27 protein-coding genes are annotated in these 24607 nt (G+C 71.7%); 16 read left to right on the forward strand and 11 right to left on the reverse strand.

The features are described 5' to 3' along the window. Positions 1 to 837: a phosphoglyceromutase gene (locus tag TCUR_RS03420; RefSeq protein WP_012851074.1), complete on the forward strand. Its 837-nt coding sequence runs from the start codon at positions 1 to 3 to the stop codon at positions 835 to 837. A gap of 86 nt (positions 838 to 923) precedes the next feature. Here TCUR_RS03420 and phoU read toward each other — a convergent pair whose 3' ends face one another. Next, positions 924 to 1577 (reverse strand): phosphate signaling complex protein PhoU, encoded by a 654-nt coding sequence (gene phoU / locus TCUR_RS03425; RefSeq protein ID WP_012851075.1) that lies wholly within the window; start codon positions 1575 to 1577, stop codon positions 924 to 926. A gap of 166 nt (positions 1578 to 1743) precedes the next feature. Between phoU and TCUR_RS03430 the strand changes: the two genes are divergently transcribed. Continuing rightward, entirely contained in the window at positions 1744 to 2982 is a 1239-nt protein-coding gene (locus tag TCUR_RS03430; RefSeq protein WP_012851076.1) for a sensor histidine kinase, read from the forward strand. Positions 2983 to 2987: 5 nt separating this feature from the next. Continuing rightward, a complete protein-coding gene (locus TCUR_RS03435; protein WP_483754779.1) occupies positions 2988 to 3659 on the forward strand; it encodes a winged helix-turn-helix domain-containing protein in 672 nt (223 codons plus the stop codon). An 80-nt stretch (positions 3660 to 3739) separates the two neighbouring features. Here the strand turns inward: TCUR_RS03435 and TCUR_RS24605 are convergent, their stop codons facing one another. Next, the gene (locus TCUR_RS24605; protein WP_012851078.1) at positions 3740 to 4408 is read right to left on the reverse strand and encodes a copper chaperone PCu(A)C; all 669 of its coding nucleotides are present in this window, start codon (positions 4406 to 4408) and stop codon (positions 3740 to 3742) included. A 211-nt stretch (positions 4409 to 4619) separates the two neighbouring features. Further along, a complete protein-coding gene (locus tag TCUR_RS03445; protein WP_012851079.1) occupies positions 4620 to 5405 on the reverse strand; it encodes a hypothetical protein in 786 nt (261 codons plus the stop codon). 417 nt (positions 5406 to 5822) lie between these two features. Between TCUR_RS03445 and TCUR_RS03450 the strand changes: the two genes are divergently transcribed. Both TCUR_RS03450 and ispF read left to right on the forward strand, forming a co-directional pair. Then, positions 5823 to 6305: a CarD family transcriptional regulator gene (locus tag TCUR_RS03450; protein WP_012851080.1), complete on the forward strand. Its 483-nt coding sequence runs from the start codon at positions 5823 to 5825 to the stop codon at positions 6303 to 6305. A gap of 23 nt (positions 6306 to 6328) precedes the next feature. Then, positions 6329 to 6799: a 2-C-methyl-D-erythritol 2,4-cyclodiphosphate synthase gene (gene ispF / locus TCUR_RS03455; RefSeq protein ID WP_012851081.1), complete on the forward strand. Its 471-nt coding sequence runs from the start codon at positions 6329 to 6331 to the stop codon at positions 6797 to 6799. Between the two features lie 201 nt (positions 6800 to 7000). Here ispF and TCUR_RS03460 read toward each other — a convergent pair whose 3' ends face one another. The 4 genes from TCUR_RS03460 to TCUR_RS03475 form a co-directional block, all read right to left on the reverse strand. Next, positions 7001 to 7375 carry a CBS domain-containing protein gene (locus TCUR_RS03460; RefSeq protein ID WP_012851082.1) on the reverse strand — a complete coding sequence of 125 codons (375 nt, stop codon included), beginning with the start codon at positions 7373 to 7375 and terminating at the stop codon, positions 7001 to 7003. A gap of 95 nt (positions 7376 to 7470) precedes the next feature. Continuing rightward, a complete protein-coding gene (gene fahA / locus TCUR_RS03465) occupies positions 7471 to 8742 on the reverse strand; it encodes a fumarylacetoacetase (protein ID WP_012851083.1) in 1272 nt (423 codons plus the stop codon). Next, entirely contained in the window at positions 8739 to 9614 is an 876-nt protein-coding gene (locus TCUR_RS03470; protein WP_012851084.1) for a hypothetical protein, read from the reverse strand. Before TCUR_RS03470 ends, fahA begins: the two co-directional genes overlap by 4 nt. Positions 9615 to 9701: 87 nt before the next feature. Further along, positions 9702 to 10802, reverse strand: coding sequence for a DUF2637 domain-containing protein (locus tag TCUR_RS03475; RefSeq protein WP_012851085.1), 1101 nt, complete (start codon positions 10800 to 10802; stop codon positions 9702 to 9704). Between the two features lie 375 nt (positions 10803 to 11177). On the opposite strand from TCUR_RS03475, the gene TCUR_RS03480 reads away from it, so the two are divergent. The 4 genes from TCUR_RS03480 to rlmB all read left to right on the forward strand — a co-directional run bounded on the left by TCUR_RS03480 (position 11178) and on the right by rlmB (position 15850). Next, positions 11178 to 12371: a homogentisate 1,2-dioxygenase gene (locus tag TCUR_RS03480; protein ID WP_012851086.1), complete on the forward strand. Its 1194-nt coding sequence runs from the start codon at positions 11178 to 11180 to the stop codon at positions 12369 to 12371. Positions 12372 to 12530: 159 nt separating this feature from the next. Next, entirely contained in the window at positions 12531 to 13283 is a 753-nt protein-coding gene (locus TCUR_RS03485) for a DUF6585 family protein (RefSeq protein ID WP_041439288.1), read from the forward strand. A 41-nt stretch (positions 13284 to 13324) separates the two neighbouring features. Continuing rightward, on the forward strand, positions 13325 to 14722 hold the full coding sequence (cysS, locus tag TCUR_RS03490; protein WP_012851088.1) for a cysteine--tRNA ligase: 1398 nt from the start codon (positions 13325 to 13327) through the stop codon (positions 14720 to 14722). Between the two features lie 207 nt (positions 14723 to 14929). Next, on the forward strand, positions 14930 to 15850 hold the full coding sequence (gene rlmB, locus TCUR_RS03495) for a 23S rRNA (guanosine(2251)-2'-O)-methyltransferase RlmB (protein ID WP_012851089.1): 921 nt from the start codon (positions 14930 to 14932) through the stop codon (positions 15848 to 15850). Positions 15851 to 15860: 10 nt separating this feature from the next. Here the strand turns inward: rlmB and TCUR_RS03500 are convergent, their stop codons facing one another. Beyond that, the gene (locus tag TCUR_RS03500) at positions 15861 to 16262 is read right to left on the reverse strand and encodes an ATP-binding protein (RefSeq protein WP_012851090.1); all 402 of its coding nucleotides are present in this window, start codon (positions 16260 to 16262) and stop codon (positions 15861 to 15863) included. Further along, positions 16259 to 16537 carry a hypothetical protein gene (locus TCUR_RS03505; protein WP_012851091.1) on the reverse strand — a complete coding sequence of 93 codons (279 nt, stop codon included), beginning with the start codon at positions 16535 to 16537 and terminating at the stop codon, positions 16259 to 16261. The genes TCUR_RS03500 and TCUR_RS03505 overlap by 4 nt, the downstream gene beginning before the upstream one ends. Before the next feature lie 207 nt (positions 16538 to 16744). Here TCUR_RS03505 and TCUR_RS03510 point away from each other — a divergent pair, with 207 nt between their 5' ends. The 6 genes from TCUR_RS03510 (at position 16745) to TCUR_RS27740 (ending at position 20766) form a co-directional block, all read left to right on the forward strand. After that, positions 16745 to 17584, forward strand: coding sequence for a helix-turn-helix domain-containing protein (locus TCUR_RS03510; protein WP_281055197.1), 840 nt, complete (start codon positions 16745 to 16747; stop codon positions 17582 to 17584). A gap of 17 nt (positions 17585 to 17601) precedes the next feature. Next, complete coding sequence (locus TCUR_RS03515) at positions 17602 to 17799, forward strand: DUF397 domain-containing protein (RefSeq protein ID WP_012851093.1); 198 nt, start codon at positions 17602 to 17604, stop codon at positions 17797 to 17799. 139 nt (positions 17800 to 17938) lie between these two features. After that, positions 17939 to 18796 (forward strand): GntR family transcriptional regulator, encoded by an 858-nt coding sequence (locus TCUR_RS03520; RefSeq protein ID WP_012851094.1) that lies wholly within the window; start codon positions 17939 to 17941, stop codon positions 18794 to 18796. 16 nt (positions 18797 to 18812) lie between these two features. Continuing rightward, positions 18813 to 19034, forward strand: a complete 222-nt coding sequence (locus TCUR_RS03525; protein ID WP_012851095.1) for a DUF397 domain-containing protein — start codon at positions 18813 to 18815, stop codon at positions 19032 to 19034. A 316-nt stretch (positions 19035 to 19350) separates the two neighbouring features. After that, the gene (locus TCUR_RS03530) at positions 19351 to 20082 is read left to right on the forward strand and encodes a UTRA domain-containing protein (protein ID WP_245536966.1); all 732 of its coding nucleotides are present in this window, start codon (positions 19351 to 19353) and stop codon (positions 20080 to 20082) included. Between the two features lie 279 nt (positions 20083 to 20361). After that, entirely contained in the window at positions 20362 to 20766 is a 405-nt protein-coding gene (locus TCUR_RS27740) for a DUF6247 family protein (RefSeq protein WP_012851097.1), read from the forward strand. Here the strand turns inward: TCUR_RS27740 and TCUR_RS03535 are convergent. Beyond that, the gene (locus tag TCUR_RS03535) at positions 20717 to 21295 is read right to left on the reverse strand and encodes a TetR/AcrR family transcriptional regulator (protein ID WP_012851098.1); all 579 of its coding nucleotides are present in this window, start codon (positions 21293 to 21295) and stop codon (positions 20717 to 20719) included. The genes TCUR_RS27740 and TCUR_RS03535 overlap by 50 nt on opposite strands. A gap of 98 nt (positions 21296 to 21393) precedes the next feature. Between TCUR_RS03535 and TCUR_RS03540 the strand changes: the two genes are divergently transcribed. After that, a complete protein-coding gene (locus tag TCUR_RS03540; RefSeq protein ID WP_012851099.1) occupies positions 21394 to 22371 on the forward strand; it encodes a zinc-binding dehydrogenase in 978 nt (325 codons plus the stop codon). Positions 22372 to 22702: 331 nt separating this feature from the next. On the opposite strand, the gene TCUR_RS03545 is transcribed toward TCUR_RS03540, so the two are convergent. Then, a complete protein-coding gene (locus tag TCUR_RS03545; protein WP_012851100.1) occupies positions 22703 to 24583 on the reverse strand; it encodes an acyl-CoA synthetase in 1881 nt (626 codons plus the stop codon). Positions 24584 to 24607: the final 24 nt, after the last annotated feature.

Consider the following 24607-nt stretch of genomic DNA (forward strand, 5'->3'; position numbering starts at 1 on the left):
ATGGCGACGCTGGTTTTGCTGCGGCATGGCGAAAGCGTGTGGAACGCGGAGGGCCTGTTCACCGGGTGGGTGGACGTGGACCTGTCCGCCAAGGGCGAAAGCGAGGCGACCAACGGCGGCGACCTGCTGCTGGACGCCGACATCACCCCCGACGTGGTACACACCTCGGTGCTCAAGCGGGCGATCCGCACCGCCAACATCGCCCTGGACGTCGCCGACCTGCTGTGGATCCCGGTGCGCCGGTCCTGGCGGCTCAACGAGCGGCACTACGGCGCCCTGCAGGGCAAGAACAAGGCCCAGACCCGCGAGAAGTACGGCGAGGAGCAGTTCAAGATCTGGCGGCGCTCCTATGACACCCCGCCCCCGCCGATCCCCGACGACGACCCGCTCTCGCAGGTCAACGACCTCAAGTACGCCCACCTGCCCTCGGAGCTGATCCCGCGCACCGAGTGCCTGGCCGACGTGGTGGACCGGCTGCTGCCCTACTGGTACGACGCGATCGTGCCGGACCTGGCCGCCGGCAAGACCGTGCTGGTCGTCGCGCACGGCAACTCGCTGCGCGCCCTGGTCAAGCACCTGGACGACATCTCCGACACCGACATCGCCGAGCTGAACATCCCCACCGGCATCCCGCTGGTCTACGAGCTCGACGACGACTTCGCCCCGCTCAAGCGCGGCGGCGAGTACCTGGACCCGGCCGCCGCCAAGGCCGCCATCGAGGCCGTCAAGAACCAGGGCGCCGCCCCCGCCGGCGACGGCGCCAAGGCCGACAAGAAGGACGACAAGAAGGCCGATAAGAAGGACGACAAGAAGGCCGGCCGCAGCGGCAAGAAGTAACGGCGCCCGCAGGCGGGCATGAGACGATCGAACGCCCGGCGGCCCTTCACCGGAGGGCCGCCGGGCGTTCGCGCTGCATCGCACGCCTAGGCGATCTCTTCTGGGCGCTGCCCGGTGACCAGGTAGACCATGTTCTCGGCGACGTGCACCGCATGGTCGGCGAAGCGCTCGAAGTAACGCCCCGCCAGCGTGATGTCCACCGCCGGCTCGACCCCGTGCCGCCACTTGGGCGACAGCAGGACGTCGAACAGCTTGCGGTGCAGCCGGTCCATGGCGTCGTCGTCGCCGTCCAGCTCCAGGGCCATCGCCACGTCCCGGGAGGCGATCACGCTGCCGGCCTTGGCGGCCATGCGCTCGGCGACATGCCCCATCTCCAGCACGATCACCGACACCTGCGGCGGCACCGCCGGGTCGGGGTGCCTTCGGCGGGCGGTCTTGGCGAGGTGCACCGCCAGATCGCCCATCCGCTCCAGGTCGCCGCTCATCCGCAGCGAGGTGATCAACGTCCGCAGATCGCCCGCCACCGGCTGCTGGCGGGCCATCAGATCGAAGACGGTCTCCTCGATCTCGGCGTCGAGCTGGTTGATCTGCTCGTCCCCGCTGATCACCTGTTCCGCCAGGGGCAGATCGGCGTCCAGCAGCGCCGTGGTCGCCCGGGTCATGGCCGAGCGGACCAGCCGGGTCATCTCCACCAGCTTGTCGGAGATGCCGTCGAGTTCTTCGTGGTAGACATCGCGCAATTGAGTAAGGTCCCCGCTTGCTGTCAAGAGGCGGAAAGGTCCAGCGCACAGGATGGGCGGCGGCGGTGAACGGTCCCGGATGAAGAGGTGAACTTTGGGCGAACGTGCCCTCCCATGACGGGCACCTGGTGCAAGAACGCCCCGATCGGGACCTACGATCCCAAATGTGGAGCTGGAATTCGTCGCCGCGGCGCTGGCCGCCCTGGCCGGCCTTGCGGTCGGCCTGGCCGCCGGGCTGGCCGTGCGGGCGAGCGAACGCGCCCGGCAGGCCGCGCCGCCGGCCGCCACACCGGGCCGGACGCTGCCGGCGGGCGTGGCCTCGGTGCTCAGCGTGCTGCGCTCGTCGGCGGTGGTGCTCGACGCCGAGGACCGGGTGCTGCGCGCCAGCTCCGCGGCCCGCGCCTTCGGCCTGGTCAGCGGCGACCGCCTGGAGGTGGAGGAGCTGCTGACGATGGCCCGCCTGGTGCGCCGGGACGGGGAGATCCGCGAGACCGAGATCCAGGTGCGTCCCTCACGCGGCCGGGCCCGCGCCGAGGGACGCTGGTTCGCCGTCCGGGTCGCCCCGCTGGGCACCCACGGGCTGGTGCTGGTGCTGGCCGAGGACCTCACCGAGGTGCGCCGGGTGGAGGCCATCCGCCGCGACTTCGTCGCCAACGTCAGCCACGAGCTGAAGACCCCCGTCGGCGCGCTGTCGCTGCTGGCCGAGACCGTGGAGAGCGCCGCCGACGACCCGGAGGCGGTGCGCCGCTTCTCGATCCGCATGCAGCACGAGTCGATGCGGCTGAGCAACCTGGTGCAGGACCTGATGACGCTGTCGCGGGTGCAGGGCGATGAGCCGCTGAGCGAGCTGCACCGGGTGGCGGTGGACGACGTGGTCGCCGAGGCCGTGGACCGCTGCCAGATCAAGGCCGAGGCCAAGGGCATCGAGCTGACCGTGGCCGGCCCCAGCGGGCTCAAGGTCCGCGGCGACGAGGAACTGCTGATCACCGCGCTGCGCAACCTCATCGACAACGCGGTGGCCTACAGCCCCGAGCGCACCCGGGTGGTGATCGCCACCCGCCAGGCCGACCCCGACCATGTCGAGATCAGCGTGACCGACCAGGGCATCGGCATCCCGCAGGCCGAGATCGAGCGGATCTTCGAACGCTTCTACCGGGTCGATCCGGCCCGCTCCCGGCAGACCGGGGGAACCGGACTGGGGCTGGCCATCGTCAAGCATGTGACCACCAAGCACGGCGGCGAGATCACCGTATGGAGCAAGGAGGGGTCCGGATCGACCTTCACACTGCGGCTGCCGCTGCTGCGCGGCGACAGCCGTCCCGACCAGTCCTCGATCGCCCCGCGCGATACCGCGGAGCCCGCAGCCGATTCACAGCGAAGCAACGCCCGGGAGGCCGCACCGTGACTCGTGTGCTCGTCGTGGAAGACGAAGAGTCGTTCAGCGACGCGCTGTCCTACAACCTCCGCAAGGAGGGCTTTGAGGTGGCGGTCGCCTCCACCGGCCCGGACGCACTGGAGATCTTCGACCGCAACGGCGCCGACCTGGTGCTGCTGGACCTGATGCTGCCGGGCCTGCCGGGCACCGAGGTGTGCCGGGAGCTGCGCGCCCGCTCCAACGTGCCGGTGATCATGCTGACCGCCAAGGACAGCGAGGTGGACAAGGTGGTCGGCCTGGAGCTGGGCGCCGACGACTATGTCACCAAGCCCTTTTCCACCCGCGAGCTGATCGCCCGCATGCGCGCCGTGCTGCGCCGCCGCGGCGACGCCGAAGAGCCCCCGCCGTCCGTCCTGGAGGCCGGCCCCGTCCGCATGGACGTCGAGCGGCACGTGGTCACCGTCGACGGCGAGGCCGTCCAGCTGCCGTTGAAGGAGTTCGAGCTGCTGGAGGTCCTGCTGCGCAACGCCGGGCGGGTGCTGACCCGGATGCAGCTGATCGACCGGGTATGGGGCGCCGACTACGTGGGCGACACCAAGACGCTGGACGTCCACATCAAGCGCCTGCGCGCCAAGATCGAGCCGGTTCCGTCCTCGCCGCGCTACATCGTCACCGTGCGCGGCCTGGGCTACAAGTTCGAGCCCTGAAAAAGCCTCAGCTCACCGAAAAGGCCGGTCACCGGCGAGGTGACCGGCCTTTTTCGAGGCTTGCGGCGTGCGCTCGCCCGTCAGCTCGGCGAGGCGCTCGGCACGGTCGGGGTCGCCTCCGGAGTCTCGGTGTCCGCCGTCGGCGACGCGGTGGCGGTCTCGGCCCCGGTGGGGGAGGGAGCGGGCGCGGTCGGCACGGGGGAGTAGGTGGCGAACTCCTGCTGCCAGGGCACCACCGGCACCGGCACCGTGATCGAGCCGGCCTGCTCAAAGCGCAACGTCAGCCGGATGGTCTCCCCGCCGATCAGCGGGCTGGTCAGCCCCTGCAGCACGACCGGCGGCATCTGCTGGCCCTCGGCGATCAACCGCACGGCCGTGCCGCCCTCGGGACCGGCGGCCGGCAGCGCGATGCCGCCACCGGCGATCTGGGCCTGGCGGAAGGCCGGCGAGCTCACCTCCACCAGCCGGTCGGCCTTCCCCTGCACCTGGTTGATCAAGGTGGCGTACAGCGGGACCGCCGAGCCCGCGGCCGCGGTCGAACCCGGCGCCGGGCCGAGCACGAACATGTTGCGGATATCGATCTGCGCCACCTTGGCGTCCTGGGGAACCGACACGTTCACGCCCTCGGTCAGCTGGGTGGGCATGGCCGTCTGCGGCGTGTGACCGGCCGCGCAGCCGGACAGCACCGGTGCAAGGGCGATGGCACCCGCGACGGTGAGCGCGAACACGCGGCGGCTGTTGCGGATCACAGCAACGATCTCCTTGCCAAAGGAACAGTGGAACGATGCGCGGGCTCTGGTCGGGCCTTGCCGCTCAAGGCGCGCGTCTTTCGCCAGAGGAAGAGTAGCGAGGGGGAGCCCAGGGCTGCCCACGGGGGTGCACCGAACCCCTTCCGGCGGCGTGGCCGGGGCTTGGCGCGGACCGCTCAGCGGTGTCGCGGTGGAGCCGGACGCGCCCGGCTCAGCCGGTGGGCGTGCGCCCGCCCGGGGAGGTGAGCCGGCCGATCCGGTCCATCAGCGCGGCGTCGGGCACCGGGTCGTGGATGACCTCCCCCACCACCCCGTCGGTGTGCACCAGCACCGCCGTCAGGCGTCCGCCGTCGGTGCCGGGGGGCGGGCCGTAGGCGGTGGCGAGCACCTGCTGGGGATCTTCGATCAGCTCCGGCGTGCCGTCGTGGGATTTGCCGGCCAGCTCCCGCAGCTGCCGGAGGGACTGCGGGGCGGGGACGGTCGCCCGCCGCCGGTCGGCGACCAGCCAGAACCGGACCATGTGGGCGCGGGCGGCCCTGGCCAGCCCGGCCACCACCGCGCCGCAGTCGCACCCGGGCGGGACGATGCCGATCACCCCCGAGCGCAGCTGCAGCACCGGGATCTGCCGGCGCTCGGCCCCGGCGATCACGGTGACCGTGCCGGACGGCAGCACCCCGCCGACCCGGCCGGGCGCGGCGGAGGGGGCGGTGGCCACCGGGCCCACGGACGCCCGCGGCACGGGCCGGGGACCCAGGGTGGTCAGCAGGACCACGCTGAGCAGCGCCACGACCAGCGCCCCGGCCAGCAGGGGCGCGGCGATCCCGAAACGCCCCAGCGGCCCCAGCAGCCGGCGCAGCCTCTCCTGACGGCGTTTGCGGCGCATCTCCCGGCGGTAGGCGATCAGGTCGCGTTCCAGTTCCCGGGCGTCGTCGGGAATCACCACATCGATCCGGGGCAGGCCGTAATCGTCGTGCTCGGGATCGCCGTCTGGCCTCACGCCGCACCTCGCATTCCGCACCGCCGAGCACCGGGTCAGGGGTTGACGGGGGGTTCACCCGGCGGTCAGGCGGGCTCACCTTCCAGTATGACCCTGTACGTCCTGGAAAGGGATCCGCCCATCGCCGTGCGTTCGAAGTCGAGTGTCCCCGGGGCGTCCGGGAGTATGAGCTCCTGCCCCGGTATGGCGCGACACGCCCGTGATGGGGATCTGCTATGGGCTTGGAAGGGTTCGTTCCCGGCTTCGCTACCTGCCGAAAGAGCGCCTCCGACCCGGGAAAACGCGCTCCAAGAGGCTGTTCGGGGCGTTTGTCAAGACCCCAATTAGTGGGTTGACCTGCGGATTTGTCCGGAAGGTCGCTGCGCCCACCGCCGGTACCGTGATATCCTTGGGGATAGCGGAAGGGGTACTTGTCACATGACTTTCACGGTCGGCGACACCGTCGTCTACCCCCACCATGGGGCTGCTCGGATCGAAGCCATCGAGACTCGCACCATCAAAGGTGAGGATAAGACCTACCTGGTCTTGAAGGTCGACAAGGGCGACCTGACAGTGCGGGTGCCCGTCGAGAACGTCGAGGAAGTCGGCGTCCGCGACGTCGTGGGCCAGGAGGGTCTTGAGAAGGTGTTCGAGGTGCTGCGTGCACCCTACACCGAAGAGCCCACCAACTGGTCGCGGCGGTACAAGGCCAACCTTGAGAAGCTCGCCTCCGGCGACGTCAACAAGGTCGCCGAGGTGGTCCGCGACCTGTGGCGCCGCGACAAGGAACGCGGTCTGTCGGCGGGTGAGAAGCGGATGCTGGCCAAGGCCCGGCAGATCCTGGTCAGCGAGCTCGCCCTGGCCGAGAAGACCAACGAGGACAAGGCCGAGGCCCTCCTCGACGAGGTTCTCGCCGGCTGACTTTGGGCGTACGGCTACCACGGGTGGGCGTCGGGACCGACGTCCACCCGTTCGGTTCGGGACGTCCGCTGTGGGTGGCCGGTCTGCTCTGGCCCGATGAGGGCGATGGGCTGACCGGCCACTCCGACGGCGACGTGGCCGCGCACGCGGCCTGTGACGCCCTGCTGTCGGCCGCCGGGCTCGGTGACCTCGGCGCGGTCTTCGGCACCGCCGACCCGCGCTGGCGCGGAGCCTCGGGCACCGAGCTGCTCGCCGAGGTGGCGCGCCTGCTCACCGAACACGGCTACGCCATCGGCAACGTGGCCATCCAGGTGATCGGCAACCGCCCGAAGATCGGCCGCCGTCGCGCCGAGGCCGAGAAGGTCCTCAGCGAGGCCCTGGGCGGCGCCCCGGTCAGCCTGTCGGCCACCACCACCGACGGCCTCGGCCTGACCGGCCGCGGCGAGGGCCTGGCCGCCATCGCCACGGCCCTTGTCGTGCCCACCACCGCCTGACGCCTGCCCGGCACAAGGCGGTCCCGCCCGCGGTTCGTCGTGCCTTTGAGCAGGAATCCCGAGTAGACGAGGCGCGATAAGGCCCGCCCGGTGTGCCCACCGGCGGGCCTTTGACCCCTTCGGGCACGCGAACCGGCCTGTGCCGGGCCTGAATTGTCACGCCCGGCACCGGAGAGGGCGGCTCCCCTTGAGGCGGGCGGCTCAGCTCATCCACGTCTCCAGGGCGAGCAGGTCGCGCATCGACACCATGCCGACCATGCGGCCGCCCTCCCGCACCGGCAGGTGACGGATGCCCGCCTCCAGCATCCGCCGGGCCACCTGCTGGGAGTCCTCGTTGACGTCGGCGGTCTGCACCGTGTCGGTGGCGTACGAGGCGACGTCGGTGGCGTCCGGGTCGACGGCGTCGGCCATCGCGGTCACCAGGTCTCGTTCGGTGATGATCCCGATGACCCGGTCGCCGTCGAGCAGCGGCAGCGCCCCGACCTTCTCCTCGGCCATCCGCCGGGCCGCATCGGCCAGCCGCTCACCCGGCCGGCAGCCGATGACGGTCGGGCGGTAGATGTTGCCGATGCGCATGTGCCCTCCCCCTGTCCCTCGACCGGATCGGATCACCGAGGATCCTCCCCGGTCGAGGGGGAACTACTCCGCTTCGCTCCGTCCTGGGAGGGATGTCACGTCTCAGGCGTCCCGGCGGAACCCAGGATCGCCCCGGGGACCTCGGACGGGAAGGCCGGGGAGGGATGCACCGTCCCCGTCACCTCCCCCAGCGACAGCCGGCCGCCGCCGGCGGTGGGGGCGAAGGCGCGGATGGTGACGGTGTCCCCGTCCTCCAGGAAGGTGCGGCGGGTGCCGTCGGCCAGCTCGATCGGCTCGGTGCCGCCCCAGGTCAGCTCCAGCAGGCAGCCCCGCTGGTCGCGTTCGGGGCCGGACACCGTGCCGGAGGCGAACAGGTCACCGGTGCGCAGCGGAGCCCCGCCCACCGTGGCGTGCGCCAGCTGCTGGGGCGAGGTCCAGTACATCGACGCGAACGGCGGACGGGAGATCACCTGCCCGTTCAGCAGGATCTCCACGGTCACATCCAGCCCCCACGGCTCGTCGCAGCGCAGGTAGGGCAGCACCGGCGGGTCCTGGGTGGGCGGGGCGACGCGAGCGGCCTCCAGCGCGGCCACCGGCACCACCCAGGGAGAGATCGAGGTGGCGAACGACTTGCTCAAAAACGGCCCCAGCGGCTGGGACTCCCAGGCCTGGATGTCGCGGGCGCTCCAGTCGTTCACCAGGACGAACCCGAAGATGTGGTCCCGGAAGGCCGAGGTGGGCAGCGGGTGGCCGGGCGCGGACGGCATCCCGGCCACGAAACCGATCTCGGCCTCGAAGTCCAGCCGCCGCGAAGGACCATAGGAGGGCTCCTGCTCGGGCGTCTCCCGCCGCTGGCCCCAGGGCCGGTAGACCGGGGTGCCCGACACCTGCACCGTCCCGGCGCGGCCGTGGTAGCCGACCGGCAGGTGCCGCCAGTTGGGCGGCAGCGGGTCGGCGTGCGGCCGGAAGATCCGGCCGACGTTGGCCGCGTGGTGAATGGAGGAGTAGAAGTCCACATAGTCGGCCACGTCGAATGGCCGGGCCAGCTCGACCTGGTCGAGCGGGATCAGGTGGGGCTCCACCCGCTCCCGGTAGGTCTCGATGGTGAGCAGCTCGATGATCCGGGCGCGGTTGGCCTCCCAGGCGGCGCGGCCGGCGGCCATGAACCCGTTGAGCGACCCGGAGGCGAACCAGCGCCGGTCGTCCACCAGCCCTTCCGCGGCGAGCCCGGCCAGGTCCAGGACGTGGTTGCCGATGGCGACCCCCACCCGGGGAAGCTCTCCCGGCAGGGAGAACACCCCGTAGGGGAGGTTCTCGATGCCGAAACCGCTGCCGGCGGGGATCGAGACCCAGGGAACGTCGGTCATGCCACGGTATCTTCCCCCACCGGCCCGAATTTGATCAGCTCTGCGCGGGGCGTGTCGATGTCGCAGCAGCCGAAGGCGACAAACAGCCTCCGGACGGCACGCCCGTCCGCGCCCGCCGCCTCCGCCGCCAGCGCGGCCCTATCGGCCGAGGCCACCGCCTCGGCGACCGCGGTGGGATCGGACGGGTCACTGCGGGCCCGGCAGGCCGCCACCAGGAGGTTGAGGAACCCGTGACGGGCCGCCCCGGTCGCGGGATCCACCCGCCGGACGGTGTGATACTCCCCGGCCATGCACGTGAACGGCAGTCCCCGTTCGGCGCAGGCCGTCATGAACGCCGCCACCTGGGCCGGGGACGGCACGTATTCTCCGTCAGCCTCCCCGCCGCCCGGGACGTCATCGCCCCATGGGCCGCCGACGCGGAACTCGGCGGCCAGGCGGGCGCCGCTGCCGCGGGCGGCGGCCAGCCGGTCCAGCGCCTCCCGCCAGCCGGGGGTCTGCCTGATCCGCACGATCAGGCAGGGCAGGTCGGCGGGCAGCCGGGCGACCGCCACCGCCGCGGCCCGCGCCTGGTCGGCGCCGGGGGCCAGGCCGACCCGCACCGACCGCAACCGCACCCGCGGCTCCCTTCTGGCGGCCTCCAGTGCCGCCGGCAGGTCTTCCAGGGCGGTGTCGGCGACGAGCCCCAGATCGAGCAGGTCTTCGGGGATCAGCAGCCGGCGCAGCTCCGCTATCCGGGACGCCGGGCACAGGAACCGTCCCACCACCGGGTGCCCGGCCGCCTCGCGGTAGGCCGCAAGCGCCGGCTCCATCGGTTTGCGGGTGGGTGGGAACAACGCCGCATCGTCGACGATCCGCTCAAGCAGGGGCCTCACACCCCGGTGCCTACCCGCTCCGGGACCGCCCCCACGCACCGCCGTTCACGCCTCTTCCCGGAGGAGCCGTCGCGAGCGCGCGTCCGGTCACTCCCGCGGCGGGGTCGGCGAGCTGCGGAGGTTGCCGGACGGCGGGGACGGTTCGGCATCGCCGCCGTCGGGGTCCTCGGCCCGGTCGGCCGGTGCGGACCCGGCCTCCTCACCGGTCTCGGCGGCGGCGGCCGCCAGCTCCTCCGCCGAGGGCATGACGATGTCGGGACGGGTGGTCGGGGCGGGCTTGACCTCCGGCTTCGGCCGGTTCCCGGAGCCGACCAGCTCCACGTCCGTGGGCAGCAGAGCGGGGGCGGGCTGCTCGCCGGGCGGAGTCGGGTCGTCGTCCACGTCCACCTCCCCGCCCTGCTCGGGCAGCGGCGGCCGCCAGTCCGGCTCGTCGTCGAAGGGCGGCGGCGAGTACAGGGGCGGGACGTCTGCGGGGAACGACGCGGCGGGTTTGTCCAGGTTCAGCGGCGGGGCGGACTGCCGGGCCGGCTGGAAGGAGTCCGGCGCCGCATCGCCCTCGAAGTTCTGCGGAGTGTCCTGCGGCAGGGGGTGAGGGGCGGTGTGCTCCTCGTCCGCCCGCCGGTCGTCGTCGGCGCCGCCGAACAGCCAGGCCTCGTCGGAGCGGGCCGCCGCAAGCGCGAGCGGGGGAGCCGCCGCCTCCACCGGGGCGGTCTCCACCTCGGCGGTCTGCGTGGGAGCGGCCTCCACCGGCCCGGTGACCGGCTCGGCTGGCGGCGGGGCCGGGGCGGGCGGGGCCGTCCGGTGGATCTGCCGGAACATGGCCAGCCACAGCCAGACCACGACGATGAGCATCACGTAGGGGGCGACGGCCACTCCCGCTTTGAGCGCATCGTCCGGCAGCGGCTCATACCCCTTGACCGCTCGCTGCACGGCGGCCGCCGCCGCGCCCGCCACCACCGCCAGCAGCAGCGCCCACCGGATCCAGCGCGTCCACCAGCGGGCGTGCCGCGCCACCACCAGCGCCAGCACGGTGACCGTGATCAGCACGTCCACCAGCACCGGGTACAGCGGGGCCCAGCGCGGGGCGGCCCCGCCGGCCAGCGCCAGCACGCGCAGGTCGTCATAGGTGAGCACGAACGCCCCGCCGAGTGAGGCGATCACTCCCAGCCCGGCCAGCGCGGTCAGCACCCGTTGCGGTGTTCGTCCGCCGGGGGCGTTCGCTGGAGGGGACCCGGCTGCGCCGGAGGACGGAGCCGCGCTGCTGTGATCGGGGGCCATGGAACTCTTTTCAGGGTCTGTCGGGGTAACGGGCGGTCACTTTGGGCAATCATGACCTCTTCTAGAGAAGGTCATTCCTATCTTGCTGGTGATCGTCGCCCCTACCTCCACGACACGCGAACTCCGGGCGGCGAAGGCCGTCTGCGATCGCCCCGGCCCGGGGCCTGCGGCGGGAGAGCGGGCGGAGGGCACGAGATCTGCGAGCGCCGCACCGGGAACACAACCGTGGACAGGCGTAACGTGGGTCACACACCCCAAAAGGGCGTTCCTGGCCAGGAGGCGACGATGCCGTATTACCGGGTCGTGGGGGAGATCCCCCGCAAGCGTCACGTGCAGTTCCGCAGGCCGGACGGCGGCCTGTACGCAGAGGAACTGATGGGGGAGGAGGGCTTCTCCTCGCACTCCTCCCTGCTGTACCACCGGCACGCTCCCACGGCGATCCTCAAGAGCGAAGAGATGCCCGAGGGCGCCGGCGAGGGGCCGCTGGAGCCGAACCATCCGCTGCGTCCCCGCGCCTACCGCACCCAGGACCTGCCGGTCGGCGGCGATCTGCTGCTGGGGCGGCAGCTGCTGGCGGGCAACGAGGACGTGCGGATCTCCTTCGCCGCGGTGGACCCGGCGAGCGGGCCCGGCGAGCTGTACCGCAACTCGGTGGGCGACGAGGTGGTCTACGTGCAGACCGGCGCGGCCCGGCTGGAGTCCACCTACGGGGCGCTGGAGGTCACCTCCGGCGACTACGTGGTCATCCCCACCGGCACCATTCACCGCTGGGTCCCCACCGGCGAGGAGACCTTGCGCGCCCTGGTGATCGAGGCGCGCGGGCACGTGCGGCCGCCCCGGCGCTACCTGTCGCAGTACGGGCAGTTCCTGGAGCACGCCCCCTACAGCGAACGGGACCTGCGCGCCCCCACCGAACCGCTGCTGGCCGACGGCGAGGAGGTCCCGGTGATCGTGCGCACCCGCGCCGGGCTCAGCCGCCTGACCTACCTGCACCACCCGTTCGACGTGGTGGGCTGGGACGGCTACCTGTACCCGTACGCCTTCAACATCGCCGACTTCGAACCGGTGGTGAAGAGCATCCACGCGCCGCCGCCGGTGCACCAGACCTTCGAAGGGCCGAACTTTGTGATCTGCTCGTTCTGCCCGCGTCCCCTGGACTTCCACGAGCAGGCGGTGCCGATCCCTTACAACCACCACAACGTCGACTCCGACGAGCTGATGTTCTATGTGGGCGGCGACTACTCGGCCCGCCGCGGCACGGGCATCGGCATCGGCTCGATCTCCCTGCACCCGGCCGGCTTCACCCACGGTCCGGCGCCCGGCGCGGTGGAGGCGGTCATCGAGGCGATGCGGGCCGGGCACACCGCCACCAGCGAGACCGCCGTCATGGTCGACACCTTCCGCCCCCTGCTGCTGGGCCCGGCGGCGGCCCGCTGCGAGGACCCCGAGTACGCCTGGAGCTGGGCGCGGCTGTCGTGACCGGCTGAACCCCGCCGGGCGGCGGTCTCGGGCGGGCCGTGCCCGAACCGCCGCCCGGTGACTGCGGTCACCACAGATCGAAAAGGGCCTGGTGGGGGATTCGTTCCAGACGGGCGGGGTAGGCGTTTTCCCGTGGCGTCTGCGCAGTTTCCCCGGCCTGTGCTCGATCTGGCGGAATCGCGGCGGCTGGGCGAGCCGGTCCGGTCGTTCGACGCCCGCCCGGAGTTCCGGAGGGCGGTCATCTGGCTGGCGCTGCTGGCGCCGCCGGGCGTGCTGCTGGTGCTGTCGGCCCTGTTCTACCTGGTCGAAGGGCCGCGCTGGATGGGCGTGGGCGGGGCGCTGCTGGCGGCCGCCTACCTGAGCGGCCTGTGGTGGATCGTGCGCGACGGCGCGCTGCGCGGCCGCGGGCAGGCGGTCTTCGTGTTCGAAGACGGCCTGGTGCGCCTGGCGCCGCGCCGCACCTGCGTCCACCGCTTCGACGAGCTGCGCAGCGTGACCGCGACGGCGCGGCCGGGCCGGGACGGGCGCCCCCGCTGGAGCTTCACCGTCGTCGACGGCGACGGCGAGTTCGTCTTGAGCGAGGTGCTGCCGGGAGTGCGCGAGCTCGGCGAGGTGATCATGGCCGAGATCGCCCAGCGGGAACTGCCCCGGGCCCGGGCCGAGTTCCAGGCGGGACGCCCGGTGCGGTTCGGCCCGTTCACCGTGGACCGGACCGGCGTGAGCAAGAACGGCAAGACGGCGCCGTGGGAGGCGATCGGGCAGGCCGGGCTCGGCCACGGCATGGTGTACGTGCAGCGCCTGGACACCGGCACGCGGCTGACCGCCGAGACCGGGCTCGTCCCCAACGCCCTGGTGTTCGTGGAGCTGTGCCGGTGGGCCAAGACCGCCCCCAAGGCCCCGCAGGGACGGTGAAACGCGCCGGGAGCACCCGGCCATCCAATAACCTTGACTGCGTGAGCCTGCACCTGTACGACACCGGCACCCGTACCGTCCGCCCGTTCAAGCCCCTGCACGAGGGCCGGGTGGGGATGTACGTGTGCGGCGCGACCCCGCAGGCCGAACCGCACATCGGGCACTTGCGCTCGGGCGTGATCTACGACGTGCTGCTGCGCTGGCTGCGGCACAGCGGCTATGAGGTGACGTTCGTCCGCAACGTCACCGACGTGGACGACAAGATCATCGCAGCGGCGGCCGAACGCGGCGTGCCCTGGTTCGCGCTGGCCGAGGCCAACCAGCGGATCTTCACCCGCGGCTATGAGCTGCTGGGCTGCCTGCCGCCCACCGTCGAGCCGCGCGCCACCGGCCACGTGCCGGAGATGATCGTGCTGATCCGCCGGCTGCTGGAGGCCGGGCACGCCTACACCGCCGCCGGGGACGTCTACTTCGACGTCAACTCCTGGGCCGAGCACTACGGCGAGCTGTCCCACCAGCGGCTGGAGCACATGCGCCCGGCCGGCGACACCCCCAACGAGGACGCCAAACGCGACCCCCGCGACTTCGCGCTGTGGAAGGGCGCCAAGCCCGGCGAGCCGAGCTGGGAGACCCCCTGGGGGGAGGGCCGGCCCGGCTGGCACCTGGAGTGCTCGGTGATGTCCACCAAGTACCTGGGGCCGACCTTCGACATCCACGGCGGCGGAGTGGACCTGATCTTCCCGCACCACGAGAACGAGCGGGCCCAGTCCCAGGCGGCCGGTGACGGTTTCGCCCGCTACTGGCTGCACAACGGGCTGCTCACCGTGGACGGGGTGAAGATGAGCAAGTCGATCGGCAACGTGGTGCTGCTGACCGACCTGCTGGAGAAGGCCCGTCCGGTGGAGGTGCGCTACTACCTGGCCTCGGCGCACTACCGCTCGCTGATGGACTACACCGACGGCTCCCTGGCCGAGGCCGTCACCGCCTACCAGCGCATCGAGGGCTTCGTCACCCGCGCCGCCGAGCTGGTGGGGGCCGGGGAGCCGGCCGCCGAGCTGCCGGAGGCGTTCACCGCCGCGATGAACGACGACCTGGGCGTGCCGCAGGCCCTGGCGGTGCTGCACGAGACCGTCCGGGACGGCAACAGCGCCCTGGCCTCCGGGGACCGGGCCGAGGTGGCCCGGCGCCTGGCGTCGGTGCGGGGGATGATGGGCGTGCTGGGGCTGGACCCGCTGGCCGAGCCGTGGGCCGACGACCGCGGCTCCGACCTGCGCCCGGTGGTGGACGCCCTGGTCAAGGTGGCGTTGGAGCAGCGTCAGGCGGCCCGCGCCCGCAAGGACTACGCCGCCGCCGACGAGATCCGCGACAGCCTGGCCGCCGCCGGCATCGTGGTGGAGGACACCCCGCACGGCCCGCGCTGGGAACTCAAGCGCGACTGACGTCTTGTCGCCCGGACGGGCGGAAGCCGTCCGGAGGGCGACGTTCGGGGCGGGCCGCATCGGTTCACCGTGGTGTGGCGGGAGGCCGTGCCGCTCGGCCGCGGCCGGAGCGATCGCCGAGGCCGCCTAGAATGAGGAGTTCGTTGCGGGGGCCGGGCCGCCAGTCGCCGCCCCGGGATTCCAGGGGATTTTCGGAGGATTTTCGGCATGGCCAAGCGCCGTAAGAAGGGGCCCAGCTTCACTCCCAAGGCCGAGGACCGGCACTGGTACGCCCGCCGGCAGGCCGCCCGGGCCGCCAAGAACGCCGCCCGCACCGGCACCCGCACCCTCGGGCCGCGCGCCCTGGCCCAGGGCGCCGAAAGCCCGGCCCGTCCGGCGGGCACCCGGCGGGCGAACGGGCCCGACGCCCCCGAACTGGTGGTGGGCCGCAACCCGGTGGTGGAGGCGCTGCGCGCGGGCGTGCCCGGCAAGGCGCTGTATGTGGTGTCCGACACCGACGAGCGGATCCGCGAGGCGGTCAAGATCGCCGGTGACCGGGGCATTCCCCTGCTGCAGGCCGGGCGCAGCGAACTGGACCGCCTCACCGACGGCGCCGTCCACCAGGGCATCGCCCTGCAGGTCCGCCCCTACCGGTACGCCGACCCCGAGGAGCTGCTTCAGCGCGGCACCCCGCCGCTGATCGTGGCCTGCGACGGCATCACCGACCCGCGCAACCTGGGCGCCATCGTGCGCTCGGCCGCGGCGTTCGGCGCCAACGGCGTGGTGATCCCCGAGCGCCGCTCGGCCGGGGTGACGGCCGGCACCTGGAAGTCCTCGGCGGGCACGTTGGCCAATCTGCCGGTCGCCCAGACCACCAACCTGACCCGCCAGCTGAAGGCCTACCAGCAGGCCGGCTGCTTCGTGGCCGGGTTGGACTCCCGCGGCGCCATCACCGTCGCCGACCTGGAGATCGCCGACGGCCCCCTGGTGCTGGTGGTGGGCTCCGAGGGCAAGGGCCTCAGCCGCCTGGTCGCCGAGACCTGCGACATGCTGGCCACCATCCCCATGCCCGGCCGGGCCGAGTCCCTCAACGCCGGCGTCGCCGCCGGCATCGCCCTCTACGAGATCGCCCGCCGCCGCGCCGCCTGACCGCCCGTCCTCAACGGCCGCGCCCGGTCTCGATCTCACACCACACGCTCAGGTGGTCCTGTAGCAGGACGCGGTATCCCCAGGCCCGGGCCAGGGCGTCCAGGATCGGCAGGCCACGACCGTGCTCGGCATCGGCGTCGTGGACGAAATGCGGCAGGGTGGCCCCGGCCCGGTTGGTGACCTCGATGTGAAGGGCGTCCGGCAACAGCGCCACGCTGCAGGTGACGGTGGGGCCGCTGCCGTAGCGGACGGCGTTGGTCAGCGTCTCCGACAGCAACAGCACCGCATCGTCGGTGATCTCACGAACGCAGGGGGAACGCCCGGCCAGCAAACCCGCCAGCCAGCGGCGAACCGGACGAACACACGCGGGATCCGCCGGAACGGTACGAGCCCCCAACGGAATCCAGCTCATTTGACGCCCACCAGCCGGGCGATGCGGGCCGCGGCGGCACGCAGGTCATCGGCACCGGTGACGCACGGCCCGAAGGCGAACATCCACGCCCCCCGGCATTCGACCGCCGCCACGCTCAGCCACCTGCCGGACTGCCCCGGGTAGAGCACCCGCAACACGGCCTCCCCCGGGATCGGCCACAGCAGCCCGGACTCACACCCGCACTCCCGCAGCCGATGACACAGCCCGCACAGCAACCGAAACCGCACGACCTGCGGTGATGTCGCCTGCGGCATCGCTTGGCCCCTTCCCGACCTGACGAACCCACGACGAGGTTCTGCAATCACTCGAACACACTGCGTGATTGGCGCTATGTTCGCAGTGTGCATGAGCGAGCTCGTTCTGTAAACGCCATGAAGTGAACTCGCTCAAAAACTGTCCGTTCAGAAACGGATATTTCGTTCGGACGGGAGGTCGGAGTGACAAGACGGACCAGCCCCACGGTGCGCAGGAGGCGGCTTGCCGCAGAGATGCGCAAGCTGCGCAAGGAAGCCGGGAAGACCCGCGAGGAGGCGGCAAGATACGCCGATATCGCTCCGGCCACCGTCAGCCGAATCGAGGCGGCCGCTCACGCCCCGAAGGTCGCCGACATCATGGCGCTATGCCGGTTCTATGGACTTGATGAGGCGCACACCGAGATGCTGGTAACCCTCGCCCGGCAGAGCCGCCAGCGCGGCTGGTGGCAGAAAGTCGGAGAGGACGCCATCCCCGCCTGGTTCGAAACCTACGTCGGCCTTGAAGAAGAGGTCGCCGAGATCCGCAGCTACCAGCCAGAAGTGATCTTCGGCTTGCTGCAGACCGAAGACTATGCCCGCGCCGTCCTCACGGCCGACGACACGGTCGGCCCCGCGGAAGGCGAACGCCGCCTAGAGGTCCGCATGCGGCGACAAAAGCTCCTGGAGGAGCCGGACCGTCCCAAACTGTGGATCATCCAGAACGAAGGCGCGCTGCGCCGCCACGTCGGCGGCGTCGCCACAATGCAACAGCAACTGAAACACCTGATCGACCTGTCCCGGCAACCCGGCATCACCATCCAGGTGCTCCCCTTCTCGGCGGGCGCCCATCCGTCGATGCACGGCGCCTTCGAGATTCTGTCCTTCCCGGAGCGCTACGACCCGGACGTCGTGTACATCGATTACCGGCGGGGCAGTATCTACTTGGAAAACCTTGATGAGGTCGATGACTACACCCAGCTCTTTGATCAACTGAGGGCAAGAGCCATCAGCCCTGACGGGTCACGGGCCCTGATCGGTCGCATAATTCAAGAAATGGATGCTTCGTAAGAAGCGGAGGTGGCCACGTGGACCTCTTCAACCTCCCCTGGCGCAAGGCGAGCGCCAGCGCCAACAACGGTTCGTGCGTCGAGGTCGCCCCAAGCGAGGCGATGGTGCTGGCCCGCGATTCCAAGAACCCCCACGGCCCGGTCCTCGCCTTCAGCCGGAATGAGTGGCGGGCATTCCTGTCCTCGATCAAGTCCGGACGACACGACCTGCGCTGATACGTCGGCGGCGGGCGCATCCCCCTCACTGACATCGCCTTCGGGGAGGACGCCCGCCGCCGCACTGCACCCTCCCGGCTCGCTATCGCCCGTCCTGCACGCGACAGATGCGCTGCACATCTTCATTCAGGGAGGGCTCGTGGCGGTGATTCGGTATCGAGAAATCGCCGACAACTTGCGCAAACGCATCCAGAACGGCGAATGGGCACCGGGCGAGAGGCTGCCCCGGCACGCCGACCTCGCCAGGGAGTACGGGGTCTCCCGCAACGCTATGGCGCGAGCCATCAGCGTTCTGGAGGACGAAGGACGGCTGTGGGCGGTGCCGCGGCGTGGAACGGTCGTCCGGCCGGCCAAGCGCCGGGTGATCCTGCGCACCAACATCGTGCGCCGCAACACCCGGCATGTCGTGGACGGCAAGCCCGCCGCCGGCGGCTACAGCTTCCCGGCCGCGCAGGGCGACGAGCTGTGGATCCATCACATCGAGCCCACCGTCACCGAAGAGCCCCTGACGGACGCCCGGCTCGCCCACATGCTCAACGTCGAGGTCGGCGCCACCATCTGCTGCCGTCGCCGGGTCACCGGCCCGCCGGGCGAACCGCCCTTCCAGATCAGCACTACCTGGATCCATCCCCGAGGGGTTGCAGATGCCCCGCTGGTGAAGGACCCCTATGGCACCGGCCCGGGCGCCTGGATCGACCGCCTGGAAGAGGCCGGGCACGGCCCGATCGAGTGGCTGGAGCGCCGCCGCGCCCGGATGCCCGACCAGCAGGAGGCCGCCTTGCTGCAGATCCCGGTCTCCCTGCCGGTCTGGGAGATCGTCCGCATCGGCTATTCGGCCAAGGACGGAAACGCCCTGGAAGTCACCCAGGTGATCATCCCGTCCGACCGTATGGAAGAGGTCTCCCGCCTGGAACGCGACGAGTCGGCCAAGTGGCCCCACCCCGACCATGGACCCGACGGCCCGCCTGTAGCAGGCCGCCGCCGGGACGATCACTAACGGAAAGGGGTGCAGTATGAGTGAGGGGCGCGGGTCCGTAGTGGACTTCTCCCGCATTCAGTGGCGCAAGAGCAGCCGCAGCACCCAAGAAGGCAACTGCGTGGAGGTCGCCTCGGGCCGGGCGGTGGTGCCGGCGCGGGACTTCAGGAACCCGGACGGCCCGGTCCTCGGGTTCGGCCCGGACGAGTGGCGGGCGTTCATCTCCTCAGTCAAGACGGGACGGCACGACCTGCACTGATACGGGTCGGCAGGCGGCGTCCCTCTCCGGCGTTGCCTTTGGAGAGGTCGCTGCCGCCGTGCTGCGCTCTCCCGAATCAATCCCGTTCATCAGGCGTGCAACGGAAGCACCGCGCATGATCAGGGAGAGTTCGAGGCGGTGACCCGGTGTTGGGAGACCGCCCGCCGCCAGGCGCCGGGGTAAGGCGGTTCGAACACGTCAAGGGCTGCCGCTCTTCACCGGAGCGGCAGAGACTTCGTCCATGGACTTGAGGACGCTTCGCGACATGGCCGCCATCGCAGACCCGATTGAGAGGGCGCGGGCGATCACTCGGGCGATGACCGAGCAGCAGGGAATCGCCGAAGAGGCCGCACGGATCCGGCGCGGCGCCATCGCCGAGGCCAGGGAGGCCGGCTACACCCTCGAAGAGATCGCCAAGGCGCTCGGCGTCACGCCGGGCCGGGTTTCCCAGATGCGCAAGGGGCCGGCGGCCAAGGCTCCGGCGCCGCCGGTCGGTCAGCGACCGCCGGTGATCGTGCAGCGGGCGCTGCCCACCGATCCGGCCACCCGCGGTTCGGCCTCGTTGTTCCTGACGGAGGCCGAGAGGCAGGGCATCACGGCCGGACGCAAGATGCTTTATGTCGGCCTTGAGGAGGCCACCGAGCACGTCGCCGCCTGCCTGCGCATTCAGCCGGGGGACGAGGTCATCGCCCGCCGCAAGATGATGACCGCCAACGACGTGCCCGTCCGCATCGCCACGTCCTTCTTCCGCAACGACCTCTTCGGAGGGACTCGCATCGCCGAACCGGACTTCATCAAGCCCTCATTGCAGTCGGCGATCCAGGCACTCGGCTATACCTTCGGGCACGCAGAGGAGACCCTGACCGCCCGTCCGGCCACCCGTTTTGAGGCCGACACTTTGCAACTCGATCCCGGCGAGTGGGTCGTCCAGATCCTCCGTGCGTCCTACTCCAGTGAGGGAACGCCGATCCACACCCTTGAGACGATCTGCTCGGCCAACCGCCACATCTTCACCATCGGCCAGGTCGGCGGCCTCGACGAGTTTTAAACCGTTGATGGGCGAGGACGGGAGTGGCGCGGCGGACGGTCCGGGCAGTCCATCGCCAGTACCGTGGACGCGATACGGGCAGGTGGGGCTGCCTGTGGATCTCGGGCTGTGGACGTCCGGGGCGAGCCGCGCGGGGTGCAGATGCCGGTGCCCGCCTCCGCCTCCAGCGGCATAAGAGCGGCCGTTGAGGCAGCGATCGGGTGCGAACTCTTCTCCCCACCGACCCGGTACGTGTCGGCAGGTCGCTGGTGGCTCACAGGCAGTGAGAGGAGGCCCGCGATGGCCGTGCGACCGGATGGCTTCATCTCCGGCCACGGCCGTGCACCTGGGCCGGAGAAGAATCTGCGCGCCATCCGGGCCGCCTTGACGGTGCCCGAGGACCGCGAAGCGTTCGACGCCGGACTCAAGGCGGTGCTCGGCGAGGTCCGCGTCGGCCTCGACCTCGGGGTGCTGGACGGCTTCGTGCACCGCTGGTGGATCTCCGCCTGCGACTCGGTGCGAGATCCCGAAGGACGCCGGCAGATGCATGCCCGCGCCCGCCGGGTCACAGCCGAGGGAACCTCAGCCTCCCAGGGGAGACCCTGGCGAGAGGTCCTCGCCGAACGGCGATCAGACCGCCCGGGGAGGCAGACGGTCAGGGGTGGTCGAGGAGGGCTGTGGCCATCTGCTGGATGGAGCGGGTGAAGCGGCGGGGGTCCTCGGGGCGGGTTATGTGGCGGATCAGGTTGCCGTCGAAGGCGGCCAGGAGGGCGTGGGCCAGGAAGTCGGCGTCGCAGCCGGGGCGGCCTTCGGCGAGCAGGGCGCTCAGGTGGCGGTGCCAGAAGCGGTAGCTGGGGTCGTTGTATTTGTCCTCGGCGCAGGCCTGTTCGTGGGCGGACAGCAGGACGGCGTTGTGTTCGGCGATTTCACCGAGGCGGTCCAGGAAGGCCAGCAGCCGTTGCCGGGCGGGGGCGCCGGGGCCCAGTGGGGGAGGGCCGCTGGTGATCGCTTCGCGCAGCTCGCGGGATTTCTCCTCCAACAGGGCCTGGAGCAGGCCGGCGCGGCTGCCGAAGCGGCGGAACACGGTGCCCTTGCCGACGCCGGCGAGGGCGGCGACGCGGTCCAGTGAGATGTGGTCGCCGCCGCCTTCGGCCAGGAGCCGTTCGGTGGCCTGCAGCACCGCGCGGCGGTTGCGGGCGGCGTCGGCGCGTTCGGTGCGCCGGACGGCCGTCATGAGCGCCTCCAAGAATGCGGACTGTTGGTCCGGATATGTTACCGTGCGCTATACGGACCGACGGTCCGGATAGTTGCTCCGAGTACGGAGGAGTTCGCATGACCATGCGCGCGCTCATCGTCGATCCCGACGCCCCGACCGCCCTGCGCTTCGGCACGGTTCCCGAACCCGACCCCGCCCCCGGCCAGTTGGTGCTCGAAGTCCGGCACATCTCGCTCAACCGCGGTGAGGTGACCTTCGCCGCGCAGCGTCCGGCCGGAACCGTGCACGGCTACGACGCCGCCGGAATCGTCGTGCGGGCCGCGGCGGACGGCACCGGGCCGTCCGTGGGCGCCAGGGTCGCGGCGCTGGGCACCGGAGCGTGGGCCCAGCGGATGGCCGTGGACACCACCGCCGTCGCCGAGGTCCCCGATGGGGTCGATCTCGCCGACGCCGCCGCGCTGCCGGTGGCCGGCGTCACCGCGCTGCGGGCGCTGCGCACCCGCCCCATCCTGGGACGGCGGGTGCTGGTCACCGGCGCGGCCGGCGGGGTGGGGCGCTATGCGGTCCAGCTGGCGGCCCTGGGCGGCGCCCACGTCATCGCCTCGGTGGGCTCGGCGGCCCGCACCGCCGGCCTGGCCGACCTGGGCGCCCGCCAGGTGGTGATCGGCCTGGACGGCATCGACCGTCCGGTCGACCTCATCCTCGACACCGTGGGCGGCCCGCAACTGGCCGCCGCCTGGCGGCTCCTCGCCCCGGGCGGGGACGTCCAGAGCATCGGCTGGGCGTCCGGTGAGCCGGCGGTGTTCGAGCCGTACTCGCTGTACTCTCCCGGTCCGGCCAAGACGATCAGCACGTTCGGCGACGCCGACGAGCCCGGCCCCGACCTGGCCGTCCTGCTCGGCTTCGTCGCAGACGGCGGGCTTTCTCCGGAGATCGGCTGGCGGGGCTCCTGGGAGCGCTTCGACGAGGCGGCCCGGGCCCTGCTGGAGCGCCGGGTGGCGGGCAAGGCCGTCCTGGACGTGACGCCGGAGTTCCCCGAGATGCGCGGCGTGGACCCGGGTGATGCCTCCAGCCCGGGGGATGCGGCCCGGTGAGCGGGCCAAGTCCGTTGGTCTGCCGAGGGCTGGGCCGTTTTCGGGTGTTCGGTCAGGCGGCCAGGAGCTTGGCCTAGGCGCGTTTGCTCTAGCCAGGTGCACGGCCGCAACCCACCTGCCCGAAGAGGGCGCGGGCACCTTGGGAAAACGTGAGGCCCGGCCGAGGAGGTCGGCGGCGCGGTCGAACCAGGCCGCCGCCTTGCCACGGCCGTCCGGTGCCCCAATGGGGCAGGCGCTCCAACAGGTCGGCGCACCACCCCTCGACCGGTCCGGCCCGCGGACGCGGGACATCCAGGCGGCGGCCGTCGTGGTCACCGAGGACGTTACGAGGTCACCCCGCGATCTCGTAGGTGAAGGAGTAGCGGTCGAGTTCGGCCGCCAGCCGGTCGGCGTCGCCGCCGGTCAGGTGGACGGTCGCGTGCGGACGGCCGTCGCGCAGCTCCACGTGCACCTCCCCGGTCAGGTCGGCTTCGGTGAGGACGCGGGCGACGATGCGGTGCACGCTGTCCTGGAGCAGGGCGGGTTTGAAGATCTTGCCGACCGCGGTGGTGGGCAGGCTCGGCACCACGTGGACGGCCTTGGGGGCGGCGGCCGGCTCCGGGGCGTGGGCGCGCGCCCAGGCGTGCAGGTCCTCCTCGGTGACCTGGGCTCCGTCCCGGAGAACGAGGTAGGCGACGGGGACCTCGCCGGAGTGCGGGTCGGGGGCGCCGATGACGGCCGCGGCGATCACGTCGGGGTGGGCGAGCAGGGATTCCTCGACCGGGACGGGGTCGATGTTGTGGCCGCCGCGGATGATGAGGTCCTTGGCCCGGCCGGCGAGGTAGAGGTAGCCGTCCTCGTCCACCCGGCCGAGGTCGCCGGTGAGGAGCCAGCCGTCGTAGATCTTGCCGGTGGGGTCGGGGGCGGGGCCGGTGGGGCCGGGACGCAGGTAGCCGGGGAAGACGTTGGGGCCCTTGATGGCCAGCACGCCGGTCCGGCCGGGCGGGCAGTCGGCGACGGGGCGGCCTTCGGCGTCCACGGTGACGGCTTTGACCCGCTGGTAGGGCAGCCGCAGGCCGACCGAGCCGGCGCGGGGGGCGAAGGCGGGGGTGGTGGAGGTCGCGCAGGTCGCCTCGGTCAGTCCGTAGCCCTCCAGCATGGGGACCTTGGCGGACGACTCGAAGGCGGTGCGGACCTTCTTGGGCAGGGGCGCGGCCCCGACCGCCCCGGCGCGCAGGCTGGAGATGTCCACCCCGTCGGGGATCGGGGGAAGGCTGGCGTAGACGGTGGGCACCCCGGAGAAGCTCGTCACCCGGTAGTGCTCGATGATGTGCCAGAAGTCGGCCAGCAGCGTCTTATCCCGGTAGCCCAGCGGGCCGAGGGAGACCACGGGAATGCCGTGCATGAAGGGGCCCAGGCCGGTGACGTGCAGGGCGTTGACGTGGAACAGCGGCAGGCCCGACAGCATGACCGCGCCCTCCAGGTAGCCGCCCGAGCAGCCCAGCGCCCAGGCCATGTAGGTCTCCATGGCGTGGGTATGCGGGGCGACCTTGGGCACGCCGGTGGTGCCGCCGGTGTGGAAGTAGGCGGCCAGGTCCTGCGGCCCGGGACGGCGGTCGGTGAGCAGCCGGTCGCCGGGCTGGGCGGCGGTCAGCGCGGCGAAGTCCGCTTCCGTGACGGCGCCGGGCCGGGGGCCGGGCGGGGAGCCGACGGCGAGCAGAGCGCGGAGGGCGGGCAGGCGGGAGGCGATCCGCCGGGCCTTCTCCCACAGCTCCGCCGACAATCCCGGGCCGGGGGCCAGCAGCAGTTCCGCCCCGGTCAGGGTCAGGATCTCCACCAGGTGGTCTTCGGCGAGCATCGGGTTGACCGGGTTGGCGATCCCCACCGCCTGGGCGCCGAGCAGGGCCGCGTAGGTGGCGCCGAGGTTGGGCAGCATGAGCGCGACGACGCCGCCTGCGGGCAGGCCCAGCGACAGGTAGGCGTTGGCGGCCTGGTGCACTCGCCGCAGCAGCGTGCCATAGCTCCAGCAGGGCGCTTCCCGCCAGGGACGACCGTCCTCGCCCAGCAGGTACAGGGCCGGCCGGTCGGGGTGGGCGGTGGCCGTGCGGTGCAGCAGCTCATAGGTGCTGGCGGGCAGGTTCCGCGCGTGCAGCGGGACGGCTTCGATGGCGGGCACGTCCTCGGGGGTCAGGACGAGGGGCCGGTCGCCTTGGGTGTGCGGGGCGGGAGGCATCGCTTTCTCCTCGGAAGGGACGGT

This window comes from Thermomonospora curvata DSM 43183, assembly GCF_000024385.1.
Taxonomy (GTDB): domain Bacteria; phylum Actinomycetota; class Actinomycetes; order Streptosporangiales; family Streptosporangiaceae; genus Thermomonospora; species Thermomonospora curvata.

What these genes read in the sequence shown, in the direction of transcription:
- TCUR_RS03420 (WP_012851074.1), top strand. Translation starts at nt 1, where the DNA reads ATGGCGACGCTGGTTTTGCTGCGGCATGGCGAAAGCGTGTGGAACGCG.
- TCUR_RS03450 (WP_012851080.1), top strand. Translation starts at nt 5,823, where the DNA reads ATGACTTTCACGGTCGGCGACACCGTCGTCTACCCCCACCATGGGGCT.
- TCUR_RS03460 (WP_012851082.1), bottom strand. Translation starts at nt 7,375, where the DNA reads ATGCGCATCGGCAACATCTACCGCCCGACCGTCATCGGCTGCCGGCCG.
- fahA (WP_012851083.1), bottom strand. Translation starts at nt 8,742, where the DNA reads ATGACCGACGTTCCCTGGGTCTCGATCCCCGCCGGCAGCGGTTTCGGC.
- TCUR_RS03480 (WP_012851086.1), top strand. Translation starts at nt 11,178, where the DNA reads ATGCCGTATTACCGGGTCGTGGGGGAGATCCCCCGCAAGCGTCACGTG.
- rlmB (WP_012851089.1), top strand. Translation starts at nt 14,930, where the DNA reads ATGGCCAAGCGCCGTAAGAAGGGGCCCAGCTTCACTCCCAAGGCCGAG.
- TCUR_RS03500 (WP_012851090.1), bottom strand. Translation starts at nt 16,262, where the DNA reads ATGAGCTGGATTCCGTTGGGGGCTCGTACCGTTCCGGCGGATCCCGCG.
- TCUR_RS03505 (WP_012851091.1), bottom strand. Translation starts at nt 16,537, where the DNA reads ATGCCGCAGGCGACATCACCGCAGGTCGTGCGGTTTCGGTTGCTGTGC.
- TCUR_RS03525 (WP_012851095.1), top strand. Translation starts at nt 18,813, where the DNA reads ATGAGTGAGGGGCGCGGGTCCGTAGTGGACTTCTCCCGCATTCAGTGG.
- TCUR_RS03530 (WP_245536966.1), top strand. Translation starts at nt 19,351, where the DNA reads ATGACCGAGCAGCAGGGAATCGCCGAAGAGGCCGCACGGATCCGGCGC.
- TCUR_RS27740 (WP_012851097.1), top strand. Translation starts at nt 20,362, where the DNA reads ATGGCCGTGCGACCGGATGGCTTCATCTCCGGCCACGGCCGTGCACCT.
- TCUR_RS03535 (WP_012851098.1), bottom strand. Translation starts at nt 21,295, where the DNA reads ATGACGGCCGTCCGGCGCACCGAACGCGCCGACGCCGCCCGCAACCGC.
- TCUR_RS03540 (WP_012851099.1), top strand. Translation starts at nt 21,394, where the DNA reads ATGACCATGCGCGCGCTCATCGTCGATCCCGACGCCCCGACCGCCCTG.
- TCUR_RS03545 (WP_012851100.1), bottom strand. Translation starts at nt 24,583, where the DNA reads ATGCCTCCCGCCCCGCACACCCAAGGCGACCGGCCCCTCGTCCTGACC.